Origin of the sequence: Vibrio sp. 10N.261.55.A7, assembly GCF_002877365.1 — a bacterium.
Lineage (GTDB): Bacteria > Pseudomonadota > Gammaproteobacteria > Enterobacterales > Vibrionaceae > Vibrio.
Map to the genome: position 1 here is coordinate 37,044 of NZ_MCWZ01000268.1, position 20,294 is coordinate 57,337.

The window sequence follows — 20,294 nt, forward strand, 5'->3', positions numbered from 1 at the left end:
TAAAAGCTTCCCCTTACACTACTCAAACGTTAGGGGGAGCTATGAATACCACTTTTGAAAGCTTAGATAAATCGCTAATTGCTCATTCCATTTTTTGGCGATTTGAACCATTTCATTCCAGTCTTGAGTCAGAATTTCCCTGGGAACGCACTCATCCTGCATTGACCTCTTGGCTCAATAGTCTATCCCCAGATGAGATTGAGACTTTTAAATCAGACCCTACCTTGCTCATTGAGCCCTTGTCTCTGTTTATCCCTGATCTTATCGATGTTATGGACTTAATTAGTCTGCCTGAAAGTGCACCCATTGCTAATGAAATGGATAGGAAGCTTTCTGTTGGTATACCAGGGCGAAAGCTTGAACAAATATGTTCAATGGGAGAGGCTTCTATCTCACTACATAAAGGAAGCGAGTGGTTAGAGTGGTGTTCTGGTAAAGGCTATCTAGGGCGTATATTGGCAGAGCGTACTCAGCAAAAAGTGACGAGTCTAGAGTATCAATCTGAACTGTGTGAATCAGGGCAGGAAAGTGCAAACAAACTCAATTTGCCTATGCACTTTATTCAAGGGGATGCGCTAGCCCCACAAAGAATGCCATTTATGAATAGCAATCAACATGCCGTTGCTCTCCATGCATGTGGTGACTTGCATTCGAGTCTACTTTACAAAGTGACACAGGAAAGTTTGCCAGCAGTGACCATATCACCGTGTTGCTATCACCTTATATCGTCCGAAAAGTATCAAGCTATGTCTTCGGAAGGGCAAGCGTCAAAACTTTCGTTAGTTAAACGTGAGTTAAGGATCCCATTACAAGAGACCGTTACTGGTGGAGAACGTGTAAAGCGACATCGATTTTTGGAGATGTGCTACCGTTTAGGCTTCGATATTTTACTAAGAGAAGAGAATATCTCGACAGAGTATCTACCCATTCCAAGTGTTAAAAAATCTCAGCTTTCTAAAGGCTTTGAATTTTTCTGTCATTGGGCTTCCAGCGTAAAAGGCATAGAGCTATCCGATGTCGATTTTGATCATTATCTAGAAAAGGGAACGAATCGATTTTGGGTCATGGAGAGACTCAGCTTAGTACAGCAACTCTTTCGTCGCCCATTAGAGTTATGGTTGGTTCTTGATAAAGCGTTGTATCTTGATCAGCATGGTTATACGGTTTCTTTATCTCAATTTTGTTCGCGCCAAGTCACCCCTCGAAATATCTTACTGCATGCATATCGCAATTAATCCGTCTTAATGTCTCTTTTTTGTTAAAGTAACGTTAACGCTTTCTTCCCTTTGTTTTAAGTAACTGGTACTAATATTGAGTGCGTATATAAAATGCACAATGATAATAATAACCAAACACAACAATCCTCACTAAGTTGCTTAAATCAAGGAGTTAAGATGAAAGCAGGTAAAATTCTAGCAACGGCTCTCTTTGCCAGCGCTGCATTACTCTCTTCAACAAGTATCATGGCCAAAACAGCCAAAGTTGCCGTTTCTCAAATAGTTGAACACCCTGCCTTAGATGCCGCGCGTCAAGGTTTGTTGGATGGTCTAAAAGCTAAGGGTTACGAAGAAGGCAAAAACTTAGAATTTGATTATAAAACAGCGCAGGGTAATCCGGCCATTGCAGTACAGATAGCACGTCAATTTGTTGGTGAAAGCCCTGACGTACTTGTTGGTATTGCTACGCCAACCGCACAAGCATTGGTATCAGCAACTCGAGATATCCCGGTTGTGTTTACTGCTGTAACGGACCCTGTTGGCGCAAAACTCGTTAAACAATTAGAGCAACCAGGAAAGAATGTCACTGGATTGTCTGATCTTTCTCCAGTTAGTCAGCACGTTGAATTAGTGAAAGAGTTGCTTCCAGATGCCAAATCGATTGGCGTGGTCTATAACCCAGGTGAGGCAAATGCAGTCACCTTAGTTGAATTGCTCAAGCAGAGCGCTCAGGAACAAGGGTTTGTTGTTGTCGAAGCAACGGCATTAAAAAGTGCTGACGTGAAGTCTGCCACTCAGGCTATCGCAGGAAAATCTGACGTTATTTATGCGCCAACAGACAATACGGTTGCGAGTGCAATCGAGGGAATGATCATTGCTGCGAATCAAGCTAATATCCCTGTTTTGGGTGGGGCAACATCTTATGTCGATAAAGGGGCTATCGCTAGCTTAGGCTTTGATTACTATCAAGTGGGTTACCAAACGGCAGACTACGTCGCTGCGATTTTGGAAGGTAAGAATCCTGGTGAGCTAGATGTAAAAGTTGCTCAAGGCTCAGACCTTGTTGTCAACTCTGCGGCGGCAAAGAAACTGGGCATTGCTATTCCTCAGTCAATTTTAGAGCGCGCAACAAGCGTAAAATAACTCATTATAAAGCCAGTGATTAACGTTGCTGGCTTTATGGCAGAAAAGGAGTTGTGATGTCTGCTTTTGCGTTTTTTGGGGCTTTAGAAATAGGGCTTGTCTACGGGTTAGTGGCTTTAGGCGTTTATTTAACCTTTAAGGTCTTAGATTTCCCAGATCTAAGTGTTGATGGCAGCTTTCCAATGGGGGCTGCTGTTGCCGCTACCGCGATTGTTGCCGGTGTAAACCCGTGGTTAGCGACAGCTATGGCTATTATGGCTGGTGCTATCACTGGTTGGGTGACGGCGTTTCTAGCCGTTCGATGTGGCATTCTTCATTTACTTGCTTCAATACTCACTATGATTGCGGCTTTCTCTATTAATATTCGTATCATGGGACGCCCGAACATGTCGCTTCTGGGTGAAGACACTATTCTGACGCCATTCGAATCCTTAGGTGATGCTATGTACTTAAGGCCAATTGCCGTTGGGATAATCGTACTCATATCCGCATGGGGAGTCGTGCGCTTACTCAATAGTGACTTTGGATTAGGGCTGAGGGCAACTGGGGTTAACGCTAGAATGGTGTCTGCACAAGGTGGCAGTACCTCGTTTTACACCTATTTTGGGCTGGCGCTTTCTAATGGTTTTGTCGGTTTTTCAGGTGCATTATTTGCTCAAACCAATAGTTTTGCTGATGTAACCTCAGGGGTTGGAACAATTGTCGTTGGCTTAGCTGCTGTGATTTTAGGGCAGACGTTGATACCAGGGAGGAAAATATGGGTAGCGGTAACAGCTGTTATTGTTGGCTCTGTTCTTTATCGACTGGCCGTCGCATTTGCATTGAGTAGTGGCATGTTTGGGCTGCAAGCATCCGATTTGAATTTAGTGACGGCCGTACTTGTTGCAGTTGCTCTCATTGCACCGAAAATAAAAGGAAACTTCCAATCAAAAAAGTCCGTTAAACCTGTTAGGGCCTCTTCATCTGAACTGAAGGGTGAAGCTAAGCAGGTGAGTGACTCAGGAGACGCGGTATGATTCGCTTAGAAGACATTCAGGTGACATTTAACCCTGGAACAATTTTAGAAAACCAAGCGTTAAAGAGCGTCAGTTTGGAAGTGCCAGAGCACCAATTTTTGACGGTAATTGGCTCAAATGGTGCAGGAAAATCAACACTGTTAGGTGCTGTTACTGGCGAAACCCCAATGATGGGGGGCAGCGTGATCATCGATGAACTTGATGTGACACGCCAAACGGTGGACCAACGCGCTAGGCAGTGTGCTCGTGTTTTTCAAGACCCTCTTGCAGGTACCTGTGCCGATCTTACGATTGAAGAGAATATGGCACTGGCGTTCATGAGAGGGAAGAAAAGAGGTTGGAGTCTGTCGCTCTCTTCCCAAAGACGTAAGCTATTTCAAGAAAGAATCAGTATTTTAGGCTTGGGCTTAGAAGACCGGTTAAGCGATAACATTGGTCTATTATCTGGGGGGCAGCGTCAAGCGGTGAGTCTTGTGATGGCCACACTGTCCGACAGTAAATTGCTACTGCTTGATGAGCATACCGCGGCGTTAGATCCTCGGATGGCTGCCTTTGTTATTGACCTAACTAAAACCATAATTAAAGAATTTAATCTGACTGTTATGATGGTAACTCACTCAATGAAAGATGCTCTCGCATGTGGTGACCGAACCGTCATGCTACACCAAGGAGAGATCGTGCTGGATGTATCGGGCAATCAACGCCTCAACATGGGAGTGCCGGATTTACTAGAAATGTTTAGTAAAGTGAGGGGAGAAGAGTTATCTGATGATAGCTTGTTACTGAATTAGCAACTCACCACTGTGAACAACATGTGTCTATACTTTACAAGCCCATTTGTTAATAATACTGAATGGGCTTTTTCATGGTTTTTTCATAGATAGGTAAAATCGTTTTAATGAAACTTCAGCGACACTATAGTCTCAAATTCGTCTTCTTTGTACCTATGATTGTTTCGCTTGTATTGGCTAGTCTCGTCATGAAAAGCCATTATGATGTGATAGATCGTGGGATTTCTACTGAATATGAGCGACTCAATGAATCATTAACCCGCTCGATTAAGATTCTAGCCGCGCTGGATTATAGCTTTACTAACTATTATCAAACTGATGGTGTTCTGTTATTGGATCATAATAACCAAATAATTAATGGGTTATGCCATGTCTGGCCTATTGACTCCTTACTTCGAGCCCGCGGTAAATCAGACGTAATGACAGCCGTCGATATTGACTATCGACTGGTGGGGGATGCCTCTATATGTGACCCAAGTAGTCCACTCTTTCAGCGCGCTTCTAAGCAGGTCTCACTTGCTCCTGTCCTTTCCTTTTTGCATGACCTAGACGATTACTTATTGGGTATACATTATTTCGATACTGAAGGTTATGTTTTTTCTTCTCCAGACACTTTGGTGAAAGACGTAACAAAAGAGTATCTGGCCTCCTTGAAAAGCCGCCCTTATTGGAAGCAAACTGCTCGCAACCGAGATCGAGTGACAGTATCTGGTCCGATTAACTCTCTGCTGCTAGGAAAAACGGTGATGTCGATGACGGTTCCTGTCCATCTAGATGATGAATTTCAGGGAGTGATATCTTTAAATGTCGATATCGATGTGTTGCTCGATAAAGGTACTAGCCTTAGTAGTGAAATTCGAATAGTAAATAGAGAACTAGACGATGTGCCTAGCAATGCCATTCGGATAAAAGAAGTCGACTTTGAAGGTGTTGTGGCGAACCACGTATTTTTTTATGACCTTGATGTAAAAAAAGAGCTCTCATTCTTTTTTGAAATTGAAAAGTACACACTGCTCGTGATTTTTCTCACTTATATCTTTTTAGTTTTGGTGCTTTTCTACGTCAATATCAACATGGAACGCAGCCACTTTAAAGAGCTCGCCGATAAAGATGCAATGACAGGGCTTCTTAACCGCAGAGGATTAGAGGCCTTTCTAGCGAGAACGATGCACGACAAGATGTTCGCTTTAGCCATTTTTGATATTGATGACTTTAAGCTGGTAAATGATACGTACGGTCATGACGTCGGAGATAATGTTATCTGTTACATGGCCGATCAGCTTGAACTCAATACACGAAACCATGATGCAGCAGCCCGCTTTGGAGGCGAAGAGTTTATCGTCTATATACAAGGGAATGATAAACAGCAGCTAATGAAAGCGCTTGAGAGAGTCAAACAAGCGATCTGTGAAGACTCACAAAAAGTCGTTAATAACGGTTTTACTGTTTCAGGAGGGGTTGAGATAGCTTCACCTAGCAGCAGTATAAACTTTGATGTGCTCATAAAGTCTGCTGATGAAAAGTTATACCAAGCGAAAACATCCGGTAAAAATAAGCTCGTTTACTAATCTGAGCTTAGTTATTTTGGGCGATTAGGCACTCTTGCTGGTAGTGTTTAATATGCTCGACAATAGGCTCGGCCGTTTTAAAGGTTCGAATTTCTTTGAATAGCGTATTGGCTTGTGGGTATTGCTGCTTTAAGTAAGCAAACCACTGCTTGACGCGGTTAGGGTAATACATTCCTTTGTCTCCAGCCATCTCATAGCGGGAATAAGCAAGAAGTAAATCAACAACTTCGTTCCACGGAAGAGGCTGGTGGTTGTATTTTATTACGTTGCCCAGGTTTGGAACATTGAAAGCTCCTCTGCACACCATTAATGAATCTATGCCTGTTGTTTGAATGCAGCGTTGCCCATCTTGGTAATTCCATATTTCACCATTGGCAATAATGGGTATGGAAGAGTTTTTGCGAATATCATTTATGTACTCCCACTTTATTTCACTTGCCTTGTAGCCGCCTGCTTTTGTTCTCGCGTGTACGGTTAACTCATCAGCGCCAGCAGTCTCAATCGACTCGACAATGTTGAAACAATCATCTGGATTTTCCCAGCCCAGACGAATTTTAGCGGAAACAGGTATGTGTTGAGGAACGGCTTCTCGGCAAGCTTTGACAACATCATGAATCAGTTCAGGGTGTTGCAATAACGCGGCTCCACCTTTACTTTTGTTGACTAACCGAGCCGGGCAACCGAAATTCAAATCAATCCCTTTCGCGCCTAACTCAGCCGCCTTGATCGCGTTTTTAGCCATCCATTCAGGGTGCTGTCCAAGTAACTGGATGTGTATTGGCACCCCTGCTTTCGTCTTTGAATCAGTCAGAAGTTCAGGGCACAAGCGATGGAATACGTGATCTGGGAGTTCTTGCTCACTGACACGAACAAATTCAGTGACACAAAGATCGTAATCATTGATATCAGTAAGAATTTCTCGCATTAGGTGATCTAACACGCCCTCCATTGGGCCAAGAATGACACGCATACACGGTTGCCTTTAATAGTATGTAGGAAAATTTTTGATGCGAGATTGTAGAGATTCTCGATTAGATTGTCACTAAACGCTTGCTTCAGGCTATAATGGGCGCTGTTTTCTCTGACTTATGACATACCATGACCTACGAGTTTTTAAATCTAGATACCTTGCCTTGTAACGAATCATCCGAGTACGTAGAGGGGGCAATTTTGGCTGCAAACTTTGCGGTAAAACCAATTGCACCAGAAAAATGGTTAGGGCAAGTTTTCACCGAAGTAACACCAGAGGCCGTAGGGAAAGTTACAGAACAGATTCATGTACAGTTCAATCGACTGCAGCGTAATGAATACGAATTGTTTGCCCTGTTAAATTTGGATGAAACGACAGAAAGTCTTTCTGATTTTGCAGAGGGTTTCATGATGGTCTGGCCAATTATTGAAGAGAACTGGGCCGACGTTCAGCCAAATGATGGTTCACTTCGTATGTTACAAGCATTACTGACGACGTTTATGCTAGCGATTGACCAAGAGCAGACACAACAGCAAATGAAAAATGCTGGAATTGAAACACCTCCAGCCCTAGACGATCTTGTTGGCCAAATTGATCTCATGGTTGCTGAGGTTGCGTTGGCGGCAGATGAATTTTTAGCGGGTGGAAAAAGCCAAAGCGTCAACCCATATAAAGAAATCGGGCGTAACGATGACTGCCCTTGTGCCAGTGGTAAAAAGTTCAAACAATGCTGCGGTCAGTAAACTCTCATTACTATAGGAAAAGAAACCTTTGCCTATAGTGAACATTAGCCAAATTTGTTGTCTCAATACTTTGTGTCATTGTTTGAAACAACTTGGAGTATTTTAATGAAAAATTGGTGTCTTTTGCTTGTAGTTCAGTGTTCATTGCTGACGAGTTTCTCTGCCTTGGCAACACCCAAAGAAGAACTCAGTGATCGTCTTGCTCTCAACGATGGTTTCAGTGCCGAATTTAGCCAGAAGATTGTGAGCCCTGATGGCGATATCGTTATGGAGGGAGAGGGCATTGTCGATATCGCACGCCCTAGTCAATTCCGCTGGGAAACCACTTTTCCAGATGAAAATGCATTGATATCAGATGGTGAAACGCTTTGGTATTACAGCCCTTTTATTGAGCAAGTGAGCGTCTATTGGCAAGCACAAGCCGTGGAGCAAACTCCGTTCGTACTTCTTACTCGAAATGTTGAGAGTGACTGGGATAATTACACTGTTTCCCAACAAGAAGATCGCTTTACCTTGACACCAACGGCGGTAGATTCGAATCAAGGGCAATTTCAAATTGATATTGATACCAAAGGGGTTGTTAAAGGCTTTAATGTGATTGAGCAGGATGGTCAGCGCGGTTTGTTTACTTTTAAAAATGTGAAATTGGAGCGTCCTGACTCAAACAAATTTACTTTTGTTATTCCGGAAGGTGTAGAGGTAGATGACCAAAGGAACTAATAATGAGTAACTTAAGCCTAGATTTCTCCGGTGATGAGGATTTTCGCCCTTTAGCTGCTCGTATGAGGCCGGAAACGGTTGAGCAATACATCGGTCAACAGCATATTCTGGGTGTAGGTAAGCCTTTAAGGCGAGCTTTAGAAGCTGGACAGATTCATTCGATGATTCTTTGGGGGCCACCTGGTACCGGCAAAACGACCTTAGCGGAAGTGGCAGCAAATTATGCTGATGCGGAAGTGGAGCGAGTTTCAGCGGTGACTTCTGGTGTGAAAGATATTCGAGCGGCGATCGAAAAAGCACGTGAAAACAAAATGGCAGGTAAGCGAACCATTTTGTTTGTTGATGAAGTCCATCGTTTTAACAAATCTCAGCAGGACGCTTTTTTACCTCATATTGAAGATGGCACGGTTACCTTTATTGGCGCAACGACTGAAAACCCGTCTTTTGAACTCAATAACGCACTTCTCTCTCGCGCACGAGTGTATAAACTGACTTCGTTATCTGTTGAAGAGATTCAACTCGCGTTAACTCAAGCTTTAGAAGACAGCGAACGTGGGTTAGGGAAGATTAAAGCGACGTTTCATGATGGGGTTTTAGCACGTTTGGCAGAACTGGTTAATGGTGATGCTCGTATGTCACTTAACTATCTCGAACTTCTTTTTGACATGGCCGAAGAAGAGGACGATGTAAAGCAAATCTCTTTGCCTTTATTGGCGGAAGTTGCTGGTGAGAAAGTATCGCGATTCGATAACAAAGGCGACATTTGGTATGACTTGATCTCAGCGGTTCATAAGTCTATTCGAGGCTCCAATCCTGATGGCGCGCTGTATTGGTCGGCAAGAATGATTGCCGCTGGCTGTGATCCTCTCTATATCGCTAGACGGTTGCTCGCAATCGCCTCAGAGGATATTGGTAACGCTGACCCTCGTGCGATGCAAGTAGCCATGTCCGCGTGGGACTGTTTTACAAGGATTGGGCCAGCAGAAGGTGAGCGTGCTATAGCGCAGGCTGTTGTGTATTTGGCCTGTGCTCCGAAGAGCAATGCGGTATACACTGCGTGGAAACAAGCACTAAGAGATGCAAAAGAGTATCCGGAATATGAAGTGCCTGTTCACTTAAGAAATGCACCGACCAGTTTGATGAAAGATATGGGATATGGCGCGGAATACCGTTACGCCCATGATGAACAGGGCGCTTATGCTGCGGGCGAGGTATATCTCCCACCGGAAATGAGTCATGTACGTTACTACCAACCAACAAATAGAGGCTTGGAGACAAAAATTGGCGAAAAGTTAGATTACTTGGTTAGTTTAGACGCAAAAAGCCCACAAAAGCGCTATGAAAAGTGAGTGTTTTTGGATACATTTGTTCGATTAAAATTTCTCTACGCATTGCACACCTTTAAGGTGAAGTTTCAATGCGTTTTTCACAACCATAAGGCATAGGATTAGCAATGCTGGATTCTAAATTACTTCGCACTGAGCTGGATGAAACAGCTGCAAAATTAGCACGTCGCGGTTTTAAACTGGACGTAGACACAATTAGTCAACTTGAAGAACAACGTAAATCCATTCAAGTAGAAGTTGAGAATTTGCAATCCACGCGTAACTCCATCTCTAAACAGATTGGCCAAAAAATGGCGTCTGGTGATAAAGAAGGTGCCGAGGAAATTAAGAAGCAAATCGGTACACTTGGTAGCGATTTAGAAGCTAAGAAAGTTGAACTTGTAGAGGTTCTAGGCAAGCTAGAAGATATCACGCTTTCTGTACCAAACTTGCCAGATGATGAAGTTCCTAATGGTAAAGATGAAAGTGAGAATGTTGAAATCTCTCGCTGGGGCGAGCCTAAGCGTTACGACTTTGAAGTAAAAGATCACGTTGACCTAGGCGAACTAAGTGGCGGATTAGACTTTGCAAGTGCCACAAAAATTACTGGTGCTCGCTTCATCGTGATGAAGGGTAAGTTTGCTCGTCTACACAGAGCTATTGCCCAGTTTATGCTTGATCTTCACACTGATGAGCACGGTTATACTGAGATGTATGTACCATACCTTGTTAACGCTGATAGCTTGTTTGGTACGGGTCAACTGCCGAAATTTGGTGAAGACTTATTCCACACAGAACCTCTTACTGAAAAAGTAAGTGATGAAGAGCCACGTAAACTGTCTTTGATCCCTACGGCAGAAGTACCCGTTACCAACATGGTTCGTGACACGATTACTGACGAAGCTGATCTACCTGTTAAGATGACAGCTCATACACCTTGTTTCCGTTCTGAAGCTGGGTCTTACGGTCGTGATACACGTGGTCTGATTCGTATGCACCAGTTTGACAAAGTTGAACTGGTACAGATTACGAAACCAGAAGATTCAATGAGTGCTCTTGAAGAGCTGACAGGCCATGCTGAGAAAGTACTTCAGCTGCTAGAGCTTCCTTATCGTAAAGTGGTTCTATGTACTGGTGATATGGGCTTTGGCGCTCGTAAAACTTACGACTTAGAAGTATGGGTACCAGCTCAAGAGACTTACCGTGAGATTTCTTCTTGCTCAAATATGTGGGACTTCCAAGCTCGCCGTATGCAAGCTCGTTTCCGCCGCAAAGGGGAAAAGAAGCCTGAGCTGGTCCACACTTTGAATGGTTCAGGTCTTGCTGTCGGTCGTACCATGGTTGCTATCCTTGAAAATAATCAAGAAGCAGATGGCCGTATTGCTGTCCCTACTGTATTACAAAAATACATGGGCGGCGCGACTCATATTGGCTAATGCTGTTATACAAGAATAGAAAAGCCGACGATATCCATCGTCGGCTTTTTTGTATCTAGAGTTTTACTCTAAACAGTCCCGTCTTGATGAGGGCTTGCATATTGTGTACGCGGTATGGTGGTACCTAATATGAACCGATCTACAGTAAGCTTAGTGGCAACATTTCTTGGATTTTTTACCACTGCCACAAGGACAAGGATCGTTTCTTCCTACCTTTGAAACGGTTGAGAATTCTTCGTCTTTGGATTCTTCTACAACGCCATCTATGTAAAACCAAAGGTCATCTTGTTTTACAAAGCGTGATTTTTCTTGCATGCAGTATTGTTGATTATCATCAATAAAGTAAGCTTTGAATGATACGTATCCTTCATTCGTGTTCTCACCATTTTCAGTTCCGATAACTTCGAGTTTGCACCAATCTGAATGGATTGATTCAACAATGCCTTCTCGCGATGCTTCTGCGTTACAACTCGGATGGTAAGTACTGATCACGAACTCAACCAGATTAAGTACGTATGCGCAATATCGAGCGCGCATAAGCTGCTCAGGTTGCTTCGCTAGGGCTGGGTTAGCGTGAATCGGTTGACAGCAGGATTGATACGGTACTGAATTACCACAAGGACAATGAGACATATTGAATTCTATAAAGGCAGAACAAGGAAAGTGTCATTTTAGGTGGTGGAATAAGGGATGTAAATCACAACCATAAATTGCCTCGATTAGAAATGAGTTATGGTTGCAAGTCGCATGAATAGAAGCGGGTAAGAAACGAGTGAATTAGCAAGCCGTTAATAGCTCTGCCGTCCACTTTACCGCTTCATCATAGCTTTGATTAATGGTGTCGTTAGTCAATTCCAATTGGTCCCCCAAAGAAGAGACAATGTCCCAATCCGCTTTCTCATACGCTTTGACAAGTGCTAATGTTTTGCCTAGGTTTCCAGCTTCGTGGCTGAGCGCTGCTTTAACATCTTCTTCGATAGGCATTTCGTTGACAAGATCTTCAAGTGATTGATCGAGCAAGCTATCAAGCAATGAAAACATTCCTGTTAGAAACGCGTTCCCTTCCGTTTCGCGTGTTTGGTACTGAGTATAAAGCAGTTCACAAAATCGAGCTCTTTGAATGGACAAACCGTACAGATAGTCAGGCTTAGATTCTTGGGTAGAGGCAATGGCAACCAATGAGATGAACTTTCTTAAACGTGCTGACCCTAAATAAACAAGCGCTTGCTTAAATGACGCAATTTTAGTGTTGACAGTGGAAGATGAGTTCACAAACGTCAATAACTTATAGGAGAGGGACAAATCGGTACTAACAAGTTCTTCTATCGATTTAAAGTCGATCTCTTCTTTAGCCACTTCTTTACACAATTGGATCAGAGTAATGAACGAGGGCTCAAGCGCTTTACGCTGAATAACTTCAGGCTTGCTAAAAAAGTACCCTTGGAAATAGTCAAAACCTGCCGCTTTAGCTTGTTGAAACTCTCCGTGAGTTTCGACCTTTTCTGCCAAAAATAGAATCTTACCTTTCGGTATTTTTTGAATGAATTGCTTTGATTTCTCTATAGAGACAATTCGAATATCAAACTTAATGATAGATACGTAGGGAAGAAACTGTTTCCAAGCCTTACTGGGCACAAAGTCATCAAGTGCGATGACATAGCCTAGTTGAGCCATCTCTTTTACCGCTTCCAGAAGTTCAAGAGTAGGTTCGCAATCCTCAAGGATCTCCACCACTAAGTTATCGGCTGGGAAAAGGGTCGGAACTCTATTGATCAAGCTTTGATAAGGGAAGTTGACGAACCCTAGATGCTCACCCAGCGTCGACTGGTGAGTCGATAAAAAGTGATCCGATAATAGTCGACTGGTAGCCAAATCAGGGTCTATTTCTGGAAAGCTGTTATTCAGTCCATCTCTAAACAGCAATTCATACCCGATAGTCTTTTTATCTCGATCTAAGATAGGTTGACGAGCAATATAGGAGTATTTCAATAGTCTTCTCTTTCTTTATACAGTTAGCCATCAGTTAGCGATATCAGTATAAGTGATGGTTCATAGCCGGATTATCAAGTTAGTCACTAGTGAATGGCTTTGTTTTTAGCTCAAATCCATTATTATCATAGACTAAAATCGACCCCTGAGTGTACCAGTCTCCCAATACAATGCGGGTACCGTCACCTGAATTTACATTTACCTGGTGAATGTTTGGTCGGTGGGTGTGTCCATGAATCATTAGATTAACGTCATGTCGGTTCATCACTGAAACCACTTCATCGGGTGTCACGTCCATTATATCAAGCGACTTCGTTTCTTTATCTTCTTTGATATCGGATTGAACTTTTGAGACGATTTTCTTTTTGATACTAAATGGGATTCTATTAAACACCCATTGTAACCAAGGCTGATGTACCTTCTTTCTATATTCGAGGTATTTTACATCCCGAGTGCATAAGGTATCACCGTGCAAAACGACGGCCTTTCTTCCATAAAGCTCGATGACGGTTTCATCTTGAAGAAGTGTCATTCCGGTGTTTTTCGCAAAACGTTTTCCAACGAGGAAGTCTCTATTTCCTTGAGTGAAATAGCACTGAACACCAAGTTGCGTTAATCGCTGAAACTCTTGCTGAATGTGGAGAGAAAACTCGGTATTGTCATCATCACCAACCCAGAATTCGAATAGATCGCCAAGAACATAAAGACGCTTCGCATGAATAGCCTCATTTCTCATAAAATCAACAAAGCACTGAGTGATGTCTGGTCGAGAGGGGGATAGGTGTAGATCGGAAATAAATAATGTCGTCATAATGAAAAAAAGGAGAGCAACAGTCGTGCTCTCCTATCTCTGTTACTCTTCGATGGTTGTGCCAGTAATGACAACGTCTTCAAGAGGAACGTCTTGGTGCATGCCCATTGTACCGGTGCTCACACCTTTAATTTGATTAACAACGTCCATACCATCAACGACTTCTGCGAATACACAGTAACCCCAGCCATCCATGCTTTCAGAACGGAAATCTAGGAAGTTGTTGTTGTTTACGTTGATGAAAAACTGTGAGCTAGCAGAATGTGGTTCCATAGTGCGAGCCATCGCTAGTGTGCCAATTTTGTTGCTTAGGCCATTGTTAGCTTCATTCTTGATCGTAGCGCGAGTTGCTTTTTCACGTAAGCCAGACTCCATACCACCACCTTGAACCATGAAACCATCGATAACACGGTGGAAAAGTGTGTTGTCGTAAAATCCATCACGGCAGTATTGTAAAAAGTTAGCACTCGTTTCTGGTGCTTTTTCTTCATTGAGTTGGACTTTGATGTCCCCAAAATTAGTATGAAGAGTGATCATGACTGTACCTTTATTCATGTTTTTGACATTAGGGCAAGATTCTATATCAACTGTGTTCATTTTAATACGTGGATTATCATAGAAACGTTCAAACTATGCTCGTTTATGCTGAGTTTTTCCGTTACATGGGATTACCTAAAAAGCCATGACTTGATATACTGAGCCACTATTTTATTTCACCTAATATTAGATAGAGATCATGCTAAAGATATATAACTCACTCACGAGACAGAAAGAGGAATTCAAACCAATCAATGCCGGAAAAGTGGGCATGTATGTCTGTGGGGTAACCATATACGATCTCTGTCATATTGGTCATGGTCGTACATTTGTCTCTTTTGATGTGGTATCTCGCTACCTACGTTACCTTGGTTTTGATCTGAAATTTGTCCGTAATATTACTGATATTGACGATAAAATTATTAAACGAGCTGCTGAAAATGGAGAATCTTGTGATGCTCTAACAGAGCGACTGATTGGTGAAATGCACGATGATTTTGATGCGTTAAATATGAAGCGCCCAGACGTTGAACCTCGTGCGACAGAATATATCCAAGAGATCATTGAGCTTGTCGAGAAACTGATTGAACGCGGATTCGCTTACGTGGCAAGTAATGGCGATGTGATGTTTGAAGTGAAAAAGTTTGATGAATATGGTCGACTTTCTCGTCAAGATCTTGAGCAGTTGCAAGCGGGCTCTCGCGTTACTCTTGAAGAAGCGAGTGTTAAACGTAGCGGTATGGATTTCGTTCTGTGGAAGATGTCTAAGCCAGGTGAACCAACGTGGGAATCGCCATGGGGGCCTGGTCGTCCTGGTTGGCACATTGAATGTTCTGCGATGAACTCTTCGATTCTTGGAAATCATTTCGATATTCATGGTGGTGGCTCAGATCTGCAGTTCCCACACCATGAAAATGAGATTGCCCAATCATGCTGTGCTCATGATACTCAGTACGTAAATACATGGATGCACAGCGGCATGGTGATGGTTGATAGAGAGAAAATGTCTAAGTCACTGGGCAATTTTTTCACCATTCGTGATGTCCTGACACACTACGATGCGGAAACGGTGCGTTATTTCTTAATGTCGGGTCACTACCGCAGTCAGCTGAACTACAGTGAAGAAAACCTGAATCAAGCTCGTGCCTCACTTGAACGTCTATATACTTCGCTTCGTGGACTTGACCTGTCTATACCTGCTGCAGGCGGCGAGCAGTACATTGCTCGATTCTCAGAAGCGATGAATGACGATTTCAATACTCCTGAAGCCTACTCGGTGCTATTCGAAATGGCTCGAGACATTAACCGCATCAAGACTGAAAATATTCAGAAAGCCAGTGAGTTGGGTAGCCTGATGCGTGAGTTGGCCGATGTGATTGGTATTTTGCATCAAGATCCGGAGTCTTTTCTGAAAGGTGACACTGGCGATAACGATGAGGTTGCTGAAATTGAAGCTCTAATCAAGCTGCGTAATGATTCACGTGCATCGAAAGACTGGGCGAATGCCGATATGGCGAGAGATAAGCTAAACGAATTAGGCATTGTTCTCGAAGATGGTGCTGACGGTACAACTTGGCGCCGCAAGTAAATATGTAAATAGGGCTGATTCATTAGCCCTTTTTTCTGCCTCATTCTAAATTTTCAAAGCATCCAATTTACTAAGCAAGGTGGGTAACCTCTGTGGCTCAAATGTACTTCTATTACTCGGCAATGAATGCGGGTAAATCAACAACGCTATTACAATCTTCATTTAATTATCAAGAGCGAGGAATGACCCCTTTAATCTTCACCGCCGCGCTTGACGATCGCTATGGTATAGGGAAGGTAAGTTCTCGAATCGGCTTGCAGGCAGAGGCTCAGCTGTTTCGTTCTGAAACTAATCTTTATAAAGAAATTACACATCTTAATGAGGTTGAGAAACGTCACTGTATTTTGATTGATGAGTGTCAGTTTCTTTCAAAAGAACAGGTTTATCAACTGACTGAAGTTGTAGACAAACTCAATATTCCAGTACTTTGCTACGGGCTTAGAACGGATTTTTTGGGCGAACTGTTTGAGGGTAGCAAATACTTACTTTCGTGGGCTGACAAACTAGTCGAGCTGAAGACAATCTGCCATTGCGGCCGAAAAGCCAATATGGTGATAAGAACCGATGAAGCGGGCAATGCCATTGCTGAAGGTGACCAGGTAGCGATTGGCGGTAATGACCGTTATGTATCTGTGTGCCGTCTGCATTATAAAGAAGCGCTTGGTAAATAGTTTTTGACTTATATTGCGGGCAACAAAAAACGGAGCGATTGCTCCGTTTTTTGTTTGTATTCGACTAATTCGGAATGCGCTAGGCAGTCAGAGATTAACGAGCACGGAAGACGATACGGCCTTTAGATAGGTCGTATGGAGTCATCTCTACAGTTACTTTGTCACCAGTAAGAATACGAATGTAGTTCTTACGCATTTTACCAGAGATGTGAGCTGTAACTACGTGGCCGTTTTCTAGCTCAACACGGAACATTGTGTTTGGAAGAGTATCAAGGACAGTGCCTTGCATCTCAATTACGTCTTCTTTAGCCATTTAATCCTCTTTAGAAATTTGGCAATTTTTACGGCTTTTAAGCACCGAAAAAATGGGAATTATGTCAAGTTGGAGCGTATTCTACCCTTGCCAACGTTGATTTACTAGCCTTTGATGACGATGAAATCGGACTTTATAGTTCATGGCTGGGCATTCATCTATTTGGTATCCCAAATAAAGCCACTGTTTTCCTTGCTTTGAGCAGTATTCGATTTGACTTAAAACAGCGAATGTTCCGAGAGAAAGCGGTACGTCAGGGTCATAAAAGGTATAGAAGGCACTGGCGCTATTGCTCATCACATCGGTTACCGCAATAGCGATAAGCTTTTCTTCATCGTAGATATGAAGGTACTGAGTATTTAACCAAGCGCAGTTAGAAAAACGGGCGAATTCATCACGTTTTGGGGGGTACATGCTGCCTGATTGATGACGTTCATTAATATAGCGAGAGTATAGTGTGAACCACCCTTCATCCATTTCATCCTTTAGTGCCCATGTATAGTTTTGAGCTTTTGACTTTAAGCGTTTTTGACTTTTTGATAATCGAAAATCAGGAACAGACACTCTTAACGCGTTGCATGCATTACAATTATCACAGTGAGGCTTGTATATAGTGTCTCCGCTTCGACGAAATCCATTGGCTAATAGCACTTCATAACTTGAAGCAGAGTGCATTTGTGTATCAAGTGCAACAGCGACACGCTCTTCTCTATTCGTGAGATAGCTGCATGCGTGACTATCGGTTAAACCAATTCTGATCTGTTGAATATCAGAGCTCATCTAAAGTCCTTCACTAGGGTGACACTAGCCATTGAGTTTGGAAACAGGTGTTTTCTACGGATTGATGCTTTAATAATAGCAACGAATCTAGAAATTCGTCTCGCTGAAGCTCAACCGCTCCAAGTGATGCTAGGTGAGTATTCATCACTTGGCAATCAATTAACTTACCACCATGTCTCTGAAAATGATGGCAAAAGTACCAAAGTGCGATTTTAGACGCATTGTCTTTTAAGCTAAACATAGATTCGCCGCAAAACAATTGTCCGATTTGAATACCGTACAATCCGCCAATTAACTCATCATCTTCCCAGACCTCAACAGAATGACATTTTCCCTGTCTGGCAAGTTCGACGTATGCATCCTGCATATCAGAATTTAGCCATGTTTCCTCTATTGGCCTAATTTCGCCACACATACGGATCACTTGATCAGTGGCGTGATTAATCCCGACCTGGTACTGATGCTTTCGCTGAAACTTCTTTACGCTTCGTGAAGGGGAATAGGTCGTTGGGTCAAATACGGCTCTCGGGGCTGGGCTCCACCACAGAATGGGCTCTCCAGGGCCGTACCAAGGAAAGATACCTTGCTGATAAGCAGTATAAATACGATCTGCTGAGAGATCGCCTCCAAACGCTAGAAGTCCATTAGGTTCTGACATCGCTTCATGTGGAGAAGGAAATTCAAGTTTATCAGGTGACAGCTCAGGTAAATAGATAGCCATAAGGTGTTCTATAGTTTAAAAATCATCGTTTAATCATGGTATTCACTTTTACTTACTTTGTCAGTAATTGCTCGTTTCTAAACGTGTAAGGGTATTGTCAAGAGTACGGCGGTTAAATGTTAAAATTGAACCGTAAATAATTTCTAACAATTGATGGATTAGATCTGGAGTTCAGCCCTTATTTTGGTTAGTCTGCCAGTACGAAAAAATTTCAACATTGCTCAGATTTAATCGTCTTCGCAATGAAATCAAGGATAAATAAGTTTAATGGAAAGCCTTACGTTACAACCGATAGATAAAATTAATGGTGTCGTGAATTTACCGGGTTCAAAGAGTGTGTCTAACCGTGCTTTACTTCTTGCAGCCTTAGCAAAAGGAACAACACGTTTAACCAACCTACTCGATAGCGATGACATTCGGCATATGCTGAATGCTCTGACACAACTCGGTGTAAGCTATCAGTTGTCGGAAGATAAAACCGTCTGTGAAGTGGTTGGCCTTGGTGAAGCATTTAACGTAGAGCAAGCGCAAGAACTCTTTCTTGGGAATGCAGGTACAGCAATGCGCCCATTGGCTGCGGCTTTGTGCCTTGGAGCCGGGGAGTTTGTATTAACAGGCGAACCTAGAATGAAAGAGCGTCCGATTGGACACTTGGTCAACGCGCTTCGTCAAGCCGGTGCCAATATTGAGTACCTTGAAAATGAAGATTACCCACCACTAAAAATTAATGCTACAGGCTTAAATGCTGGAACAGTTACCATTGACGGTTCTATTTCAAGCCAGTTTTTAACCGCTTTCTTAATGTCTGCGCCACTTGCGAAAGGCGATATTACGATCAATATAGAAGGTGATTTGGTCTCCAAGCCTTACATCGATATTACGCTTCACATTATGAAGCAGTTTGGTGTGGATGTGATTAACAATGACTACCAATCATTTGTCATTAAATCGGGTCAATCTTACATCGCTCCTGGTGATTTCCTTGTTGAAGGTGATGCTTCTTCTGCGTCGTATTTTCTTGCTGCTGCAGCAATTAAGGGCGGTGAAATTAAGGTGACAGGTATTGGTAAGAATAGCATTCAAGGTGACGTACAGTTTGCTGATGCGCTTGAGAAAATGGGTGCAGAAATTGAGTGGGGTGACGACTATGTTATCTCTCGTTGTGGTGAGTTAGTTGGTATCGACATGGATTACAATCATATCCCTGATGCTGCGATGACGATTGCCACTACAGCGCTCTTTGCTAAAGGGACCACGGCAATTCGCAACGTGTATAACTGGCGCGTAAAAGAGACTGACCGATTGGCTGCAATGGCAACGGAATTACGCAAGGTTGGTGCTGAAGTGGAAGAGGGTGAAGATTACATTATTGTTAAGCCGACGCCTGAGTTGAAGCATGCCGCAATTGATACTTATGATGATCACCGTATGGCTATGTGTTTCTCACTCGTTGCTTTGAGTAATACACCCGTTACCATAAATGATCCTAAGTGTACTTCAAAAACCTTCCCAGGCTATTTCGAAAAGCTGGCTGAATTAAGTTCTTAATCACAGCTATGAAGTATAAACACTGAACGAAAGCTTGCCATTTAGGCAAGCTTTTTAGTCTAGCAGGGTAAACTCTTTTGATAGATGGAGTGCAAGGTATTTAAACATATTAAATACTGCGGTTGTGTTGGCGGTGGGAAGCCCGTCTTCATTCAGAAAGTACTCGCCTTTAAAGACTAAAACTTCGTCTTTTTCTTCTACTGAAGTGGCTCTCATTCCTTCAATGTAGTCTTTGTGGTCTTGAATCAATTGGTTGGCAATTAACAACAGCTCAAATTTTGCAATTGGCTTTTTAGTCGACATGGTTCGTTCTTTCGCTAAATCAAAGTTAGGCCTAGTTTATGTCAGAAAAAAGGAAATTCAATCAGAATTGTGACTTTGCATTTTGTGATTTACGACTAAGTTTT

The 20,294-nt window shown here is 42.8% G+C and carries 21 protein-coding genes; 12 read left to right on the forward strand and 9 right to left on the reverse strand.

Annotation, left to right across the window (positions count from 1 at the left end; translation table 11 throughout):
* The first annotated feature begins 41 nt into the window (after positions 1-41).
* From BCU12_RS11675 to BCU12_RS11695, 5 genes are all read left to right on the forward strand, one after another.
* Complete coding sequence (locus BCU12_RS11675; RefSeq protein WP_102404423.1) at positions 42-1,235, forward strand: methyltransferase; 1,194 nt, start codon at positions 42-44, stop codon at positions 1,233-1,235.
* A gap of 159 nt (positions 1,236-1,394) precedes the next feature.
* Positions 1,395-2,360 carry an ABC transporter substrate-binding protein gene (locus tag BCU12_RS11680; protein ID WP_102404424.1) on the forward strand — a complete coding sequence of 322 codons (966 nt, stop codon included), beginning with the start codon at positions 1,395-1,397 and terminating at the stop codon, positions 2,358-2,360.
* A 56-nt stretch (positions 2,361-2,416) separates the two neighbouring features.
* A complete protein-coding gene (locus BCU12_RS11685; RefSeq protein WP_102404425.1) occupies positions 2,417-3,376 on the forward strand; it encodes an ABC transporter permease in 960 nt (319 codons plus the stop codon).
* Positions 3,373-4,167, forward strand: coding sequence for an ABC transporter ATP-binding protein (locus tag BCU12_RS11690; RefSeq protein WP_102404426.1), 795 nt, complete (start codon positions 3,373-3,375; stop codon positions 4,165-4,167). Before BCU12_RS11685 ends, BCU12_RS11690 begins: the two co-directional genes overlap by 4 nt.
* 188 nt (positions 4,168-4,355) lie before the next feature.
* Positions 4,356-5,735, forward strand: a complete 1,380-nt coding sequence (locus BCU12_RS11695) for a diguanylate cyclase (RefSeq protein WP_241909817.1) — start codon at positions 4,356-4,358, stop codon at positions 5,733-5,735.
* A gap of 7 nt (positions 5,736-5,742) precedes the next feature.
* Here the strand turns inward: BCU12_RS11695 and dusC are convergent, their stop codons facing one another.
* The gene (dusC, locus tag BCU12_RS11700) at positions 5,743-6,705 is read right to left on the reverse strand and encodes a tRNA dihydrouridine(16) synthase DusC (protein WP_102404428.1); all 963 of its coding nucleotides are present in this window, start codon (positions 6,703-6,705) and stop codon (positions 5,743-5,745) included.
* A gap of 128 nt (positions 6,706-6,833) precedes the next feature.
* Between dusC and BCU12_RS11705 the strand changes: the two genes are divergently transcribed.
* From BCU12_RS11705 to serS, 4 genes are all read left to right on the forward strand, one after another.
* Positions 6,834-7,448, forward strand: a complete 615-nt coding sequence (locus BCU12_RS11705; protein WP_102404429.1) for an SEC-C metal-binding domain-containing protein — start codon at positions 6,834-6,836, stop codon at positions 7,446-7,448.
* A gap of 105 nt (positions 7,449-7,553) precedes the next feature.
* A complete protein-coding gene (lolA, locus tag BCU12_RS11710) occupies positions 7,554-8,168 on the forward strand; it encodes an outer membrane lipoprotein chaperone LolA (protein ID WP_102404430.1) in 615 nt (204 codons plus the stop codon).
* A 2-nt stretch (positions 8,169-8,170) separates the two neighbouring features.
* Positions 8,171-9,517 carry a replication-associated recombination protein A gene (locus BCU12_RS11715; protein WP_102404431.1) on the forward strand — a complete coding sequence of 449 codons (1,347 nt, stop codon included), beginning with the start codon at positions 8,171-8,173 and terminating at the stop codon, positions 9,515-9,517.
* A 104-nt stretch (positions 9,518-9,621) separates the two neighbouring features.
* A complete protein-coding gene (gene serS / locus BCU12_RS11720) occupies positions 9,622-10,929 on the forward strand; it encodes a serine--tRNA ligase (protein ID WP_102404432.1) in 1,308 nt (435 codons plus the stop codon).
* 150 nt (positions 10,930-11,079) lie between these two features.
* On the opposite strand, the gene BCU12_RS11725 is transcribed toward serS, so the two are convergent.
* The 4 genes from BCU12_RS11725 to BCU12_RS11740 all read right to left on the reverse strand — a co-directional run bounded on the left by BCU12_RS11725 (position 11,080) and on the right by BCU12_RS11740 (position 14,266).
* The gene (locus tag BCU12_RS11725; RefSeq protein WP_102404433.1) at positions 11,080-11,562 is read right to left on the reverse strand and encodes a YchJ family metal-binding protein; all 483 of its coding nucleotides are present in this window, start codon (positions 11,560-11,562) and stop codon (positions 11,080-11,082) included.
* A gap of 144 nt (positions 11,563-11,706) precedes the next feature.
* Positions 11,707-12,918: an HDOD domain-containing protein gene (locus BCU12_RS11730; RefSeq protein WP_102404434.1), complete on the reverse strand. Its 1,212-nt coding sequence runs from the start codon at positions 12,916-12,918 to the stop codon at positions 11,707-11,709.
* A 79-nt stretch (positions 12,919-12,997) separates the two neighbouring features.
* Positions 12,998-13,729: a UDP-2,3-diacylglucosamine diphosphatase gene (gene lpxH / locus BCU12_RS11735; protein WP_102404435.1), complete on the reverse strand. Its 732-nt coding sequence runs from the start codon at positions 13,727-13,729 to the stop codon at positions 12,998-13,000.
* Positions 13,730-13,771: 42 nt separating this feature from the next.
* Positions 13,772-14,266: a peptidylprolyl isomerase gene (locus tag BCU12_RS11740; protein WP_102404447.1), complete on the reverse strand. Its 495-nt coding sequence runs from the start codon at positions 14,264-14,266 to the stop codon at positions 13,772-13,774.
* A gap of 199 nt (positions 14,267-14,465) precedes the next feature.
* On the opposite strand from BCU12_RS11740, the gene cysS reads away from it, so the two are divergent.
* Together cysS and BCU12_RS11750 are read left to right on the forward strand one after the other, a co-directional pair.
* On the forward strand, positions 14,466-15,854 hold the full coding sequence (cysS, locus tag BCU12_RS11745) for a cysteine--tRNA ligase (RefSeq protein WP_102404436.1): 1,389 nt from the start codon (positions 14,466-14,468) through the stop codon (positions 15,852-15,854).
* Positions 15,855-15,946: 92 nt separating this feature from the next.
* The gene (locus BCU12_RS11750) at positions 15,947-16,525 is read left to right on the forward strand and encodes a thymidine kinase (RefSeq protein ID WP_102404437.1); all 579 of its coding nucleotides are present in this window, start codon (positions 15,947-15,949) and stop codon (positions 16,523-16,525) included.
* Between the two features lie 94 nt (positions 16,526-16,619).
* On the opposite strand, the gene infA is transcribed toward BCU12_RS11750, so the two are convergent.
* From infA to aat, 3 genes are all read right to left on the reverse strand, one after another.
* Complete coding sequence (infA, locus tag BCU12_RS11755) at positions 16,620-16,838, reverse strand: translation initiation factor IF-1 (protein ID WP_001040192.1); 219 nt, start codon at positions 16,836-16,838, stop codon at positions 16,620-16,622.
* An 81-nt stretch (positions 16,839-16,919) separates the two neighbouring features.
* Positions 16,920-17,618: an arginyltransferase gene (locus BCU12_RS11760; protein ID WP_102404438.1), complete on the reverse strand. Its 699-nt coding sequence runs from the start codon at positions 17,616-17,618 to the stop codon at positions 16,920-16,922.
* Positions 17,619-17,631: 13 nt separating this feature from the next.
* Positions 17,632-18,339 carry a leucyl/phenylalanyl-tRNA--protein transferase gene (gene aat, locus BCU12_RS11765; protein WP_102404439.1) on the reverse strand — a complete coding sequence of 236 codons (708 nt, stop codon included), beginning with the start codon at positions 18,337-18,339 and terminating at the stop codon, positions 17,632-17,634.
* Positions 18,340-18,606: 267 nt separating this feature from the next.
* Between aat and aroA the strand changes: the two genes are divergently transcribed.
* Positions 18,607-19,887 carry a 3-phosphoshikimate 1-carboxyvinyltransferase gene (gene aroA / locus BCU12_RS11770; protein ID WP_102404440.1) on the forward strand — a complete coding sequence of 427 codons (1,281 nt, stop codon included), beginning with the start codon at positions 18,607-18,609 and terminating at the stop codon, positions 19,885-19,887.
* Positions 19,888-19,941: 54 nt separating this feature from the next.
* On the opposite strand, the gene BCU12_RS11775 is transcribed toward aroA, so the two are convergent.
* The gene (locus BCU12_RS11775; protein WP_102404441.1) at positions 19,942-20,190 is read right to left on the reverse strand and encodes a YciN family protein; all 249 of its coding nucleotides are present in this window, start codon (positions 20,188-20,190) and stop codon (positions 19,942-19,944) included.
* Between the last annotated feature and the right edge of the window lie 104 nt (positions 20,191-20,294).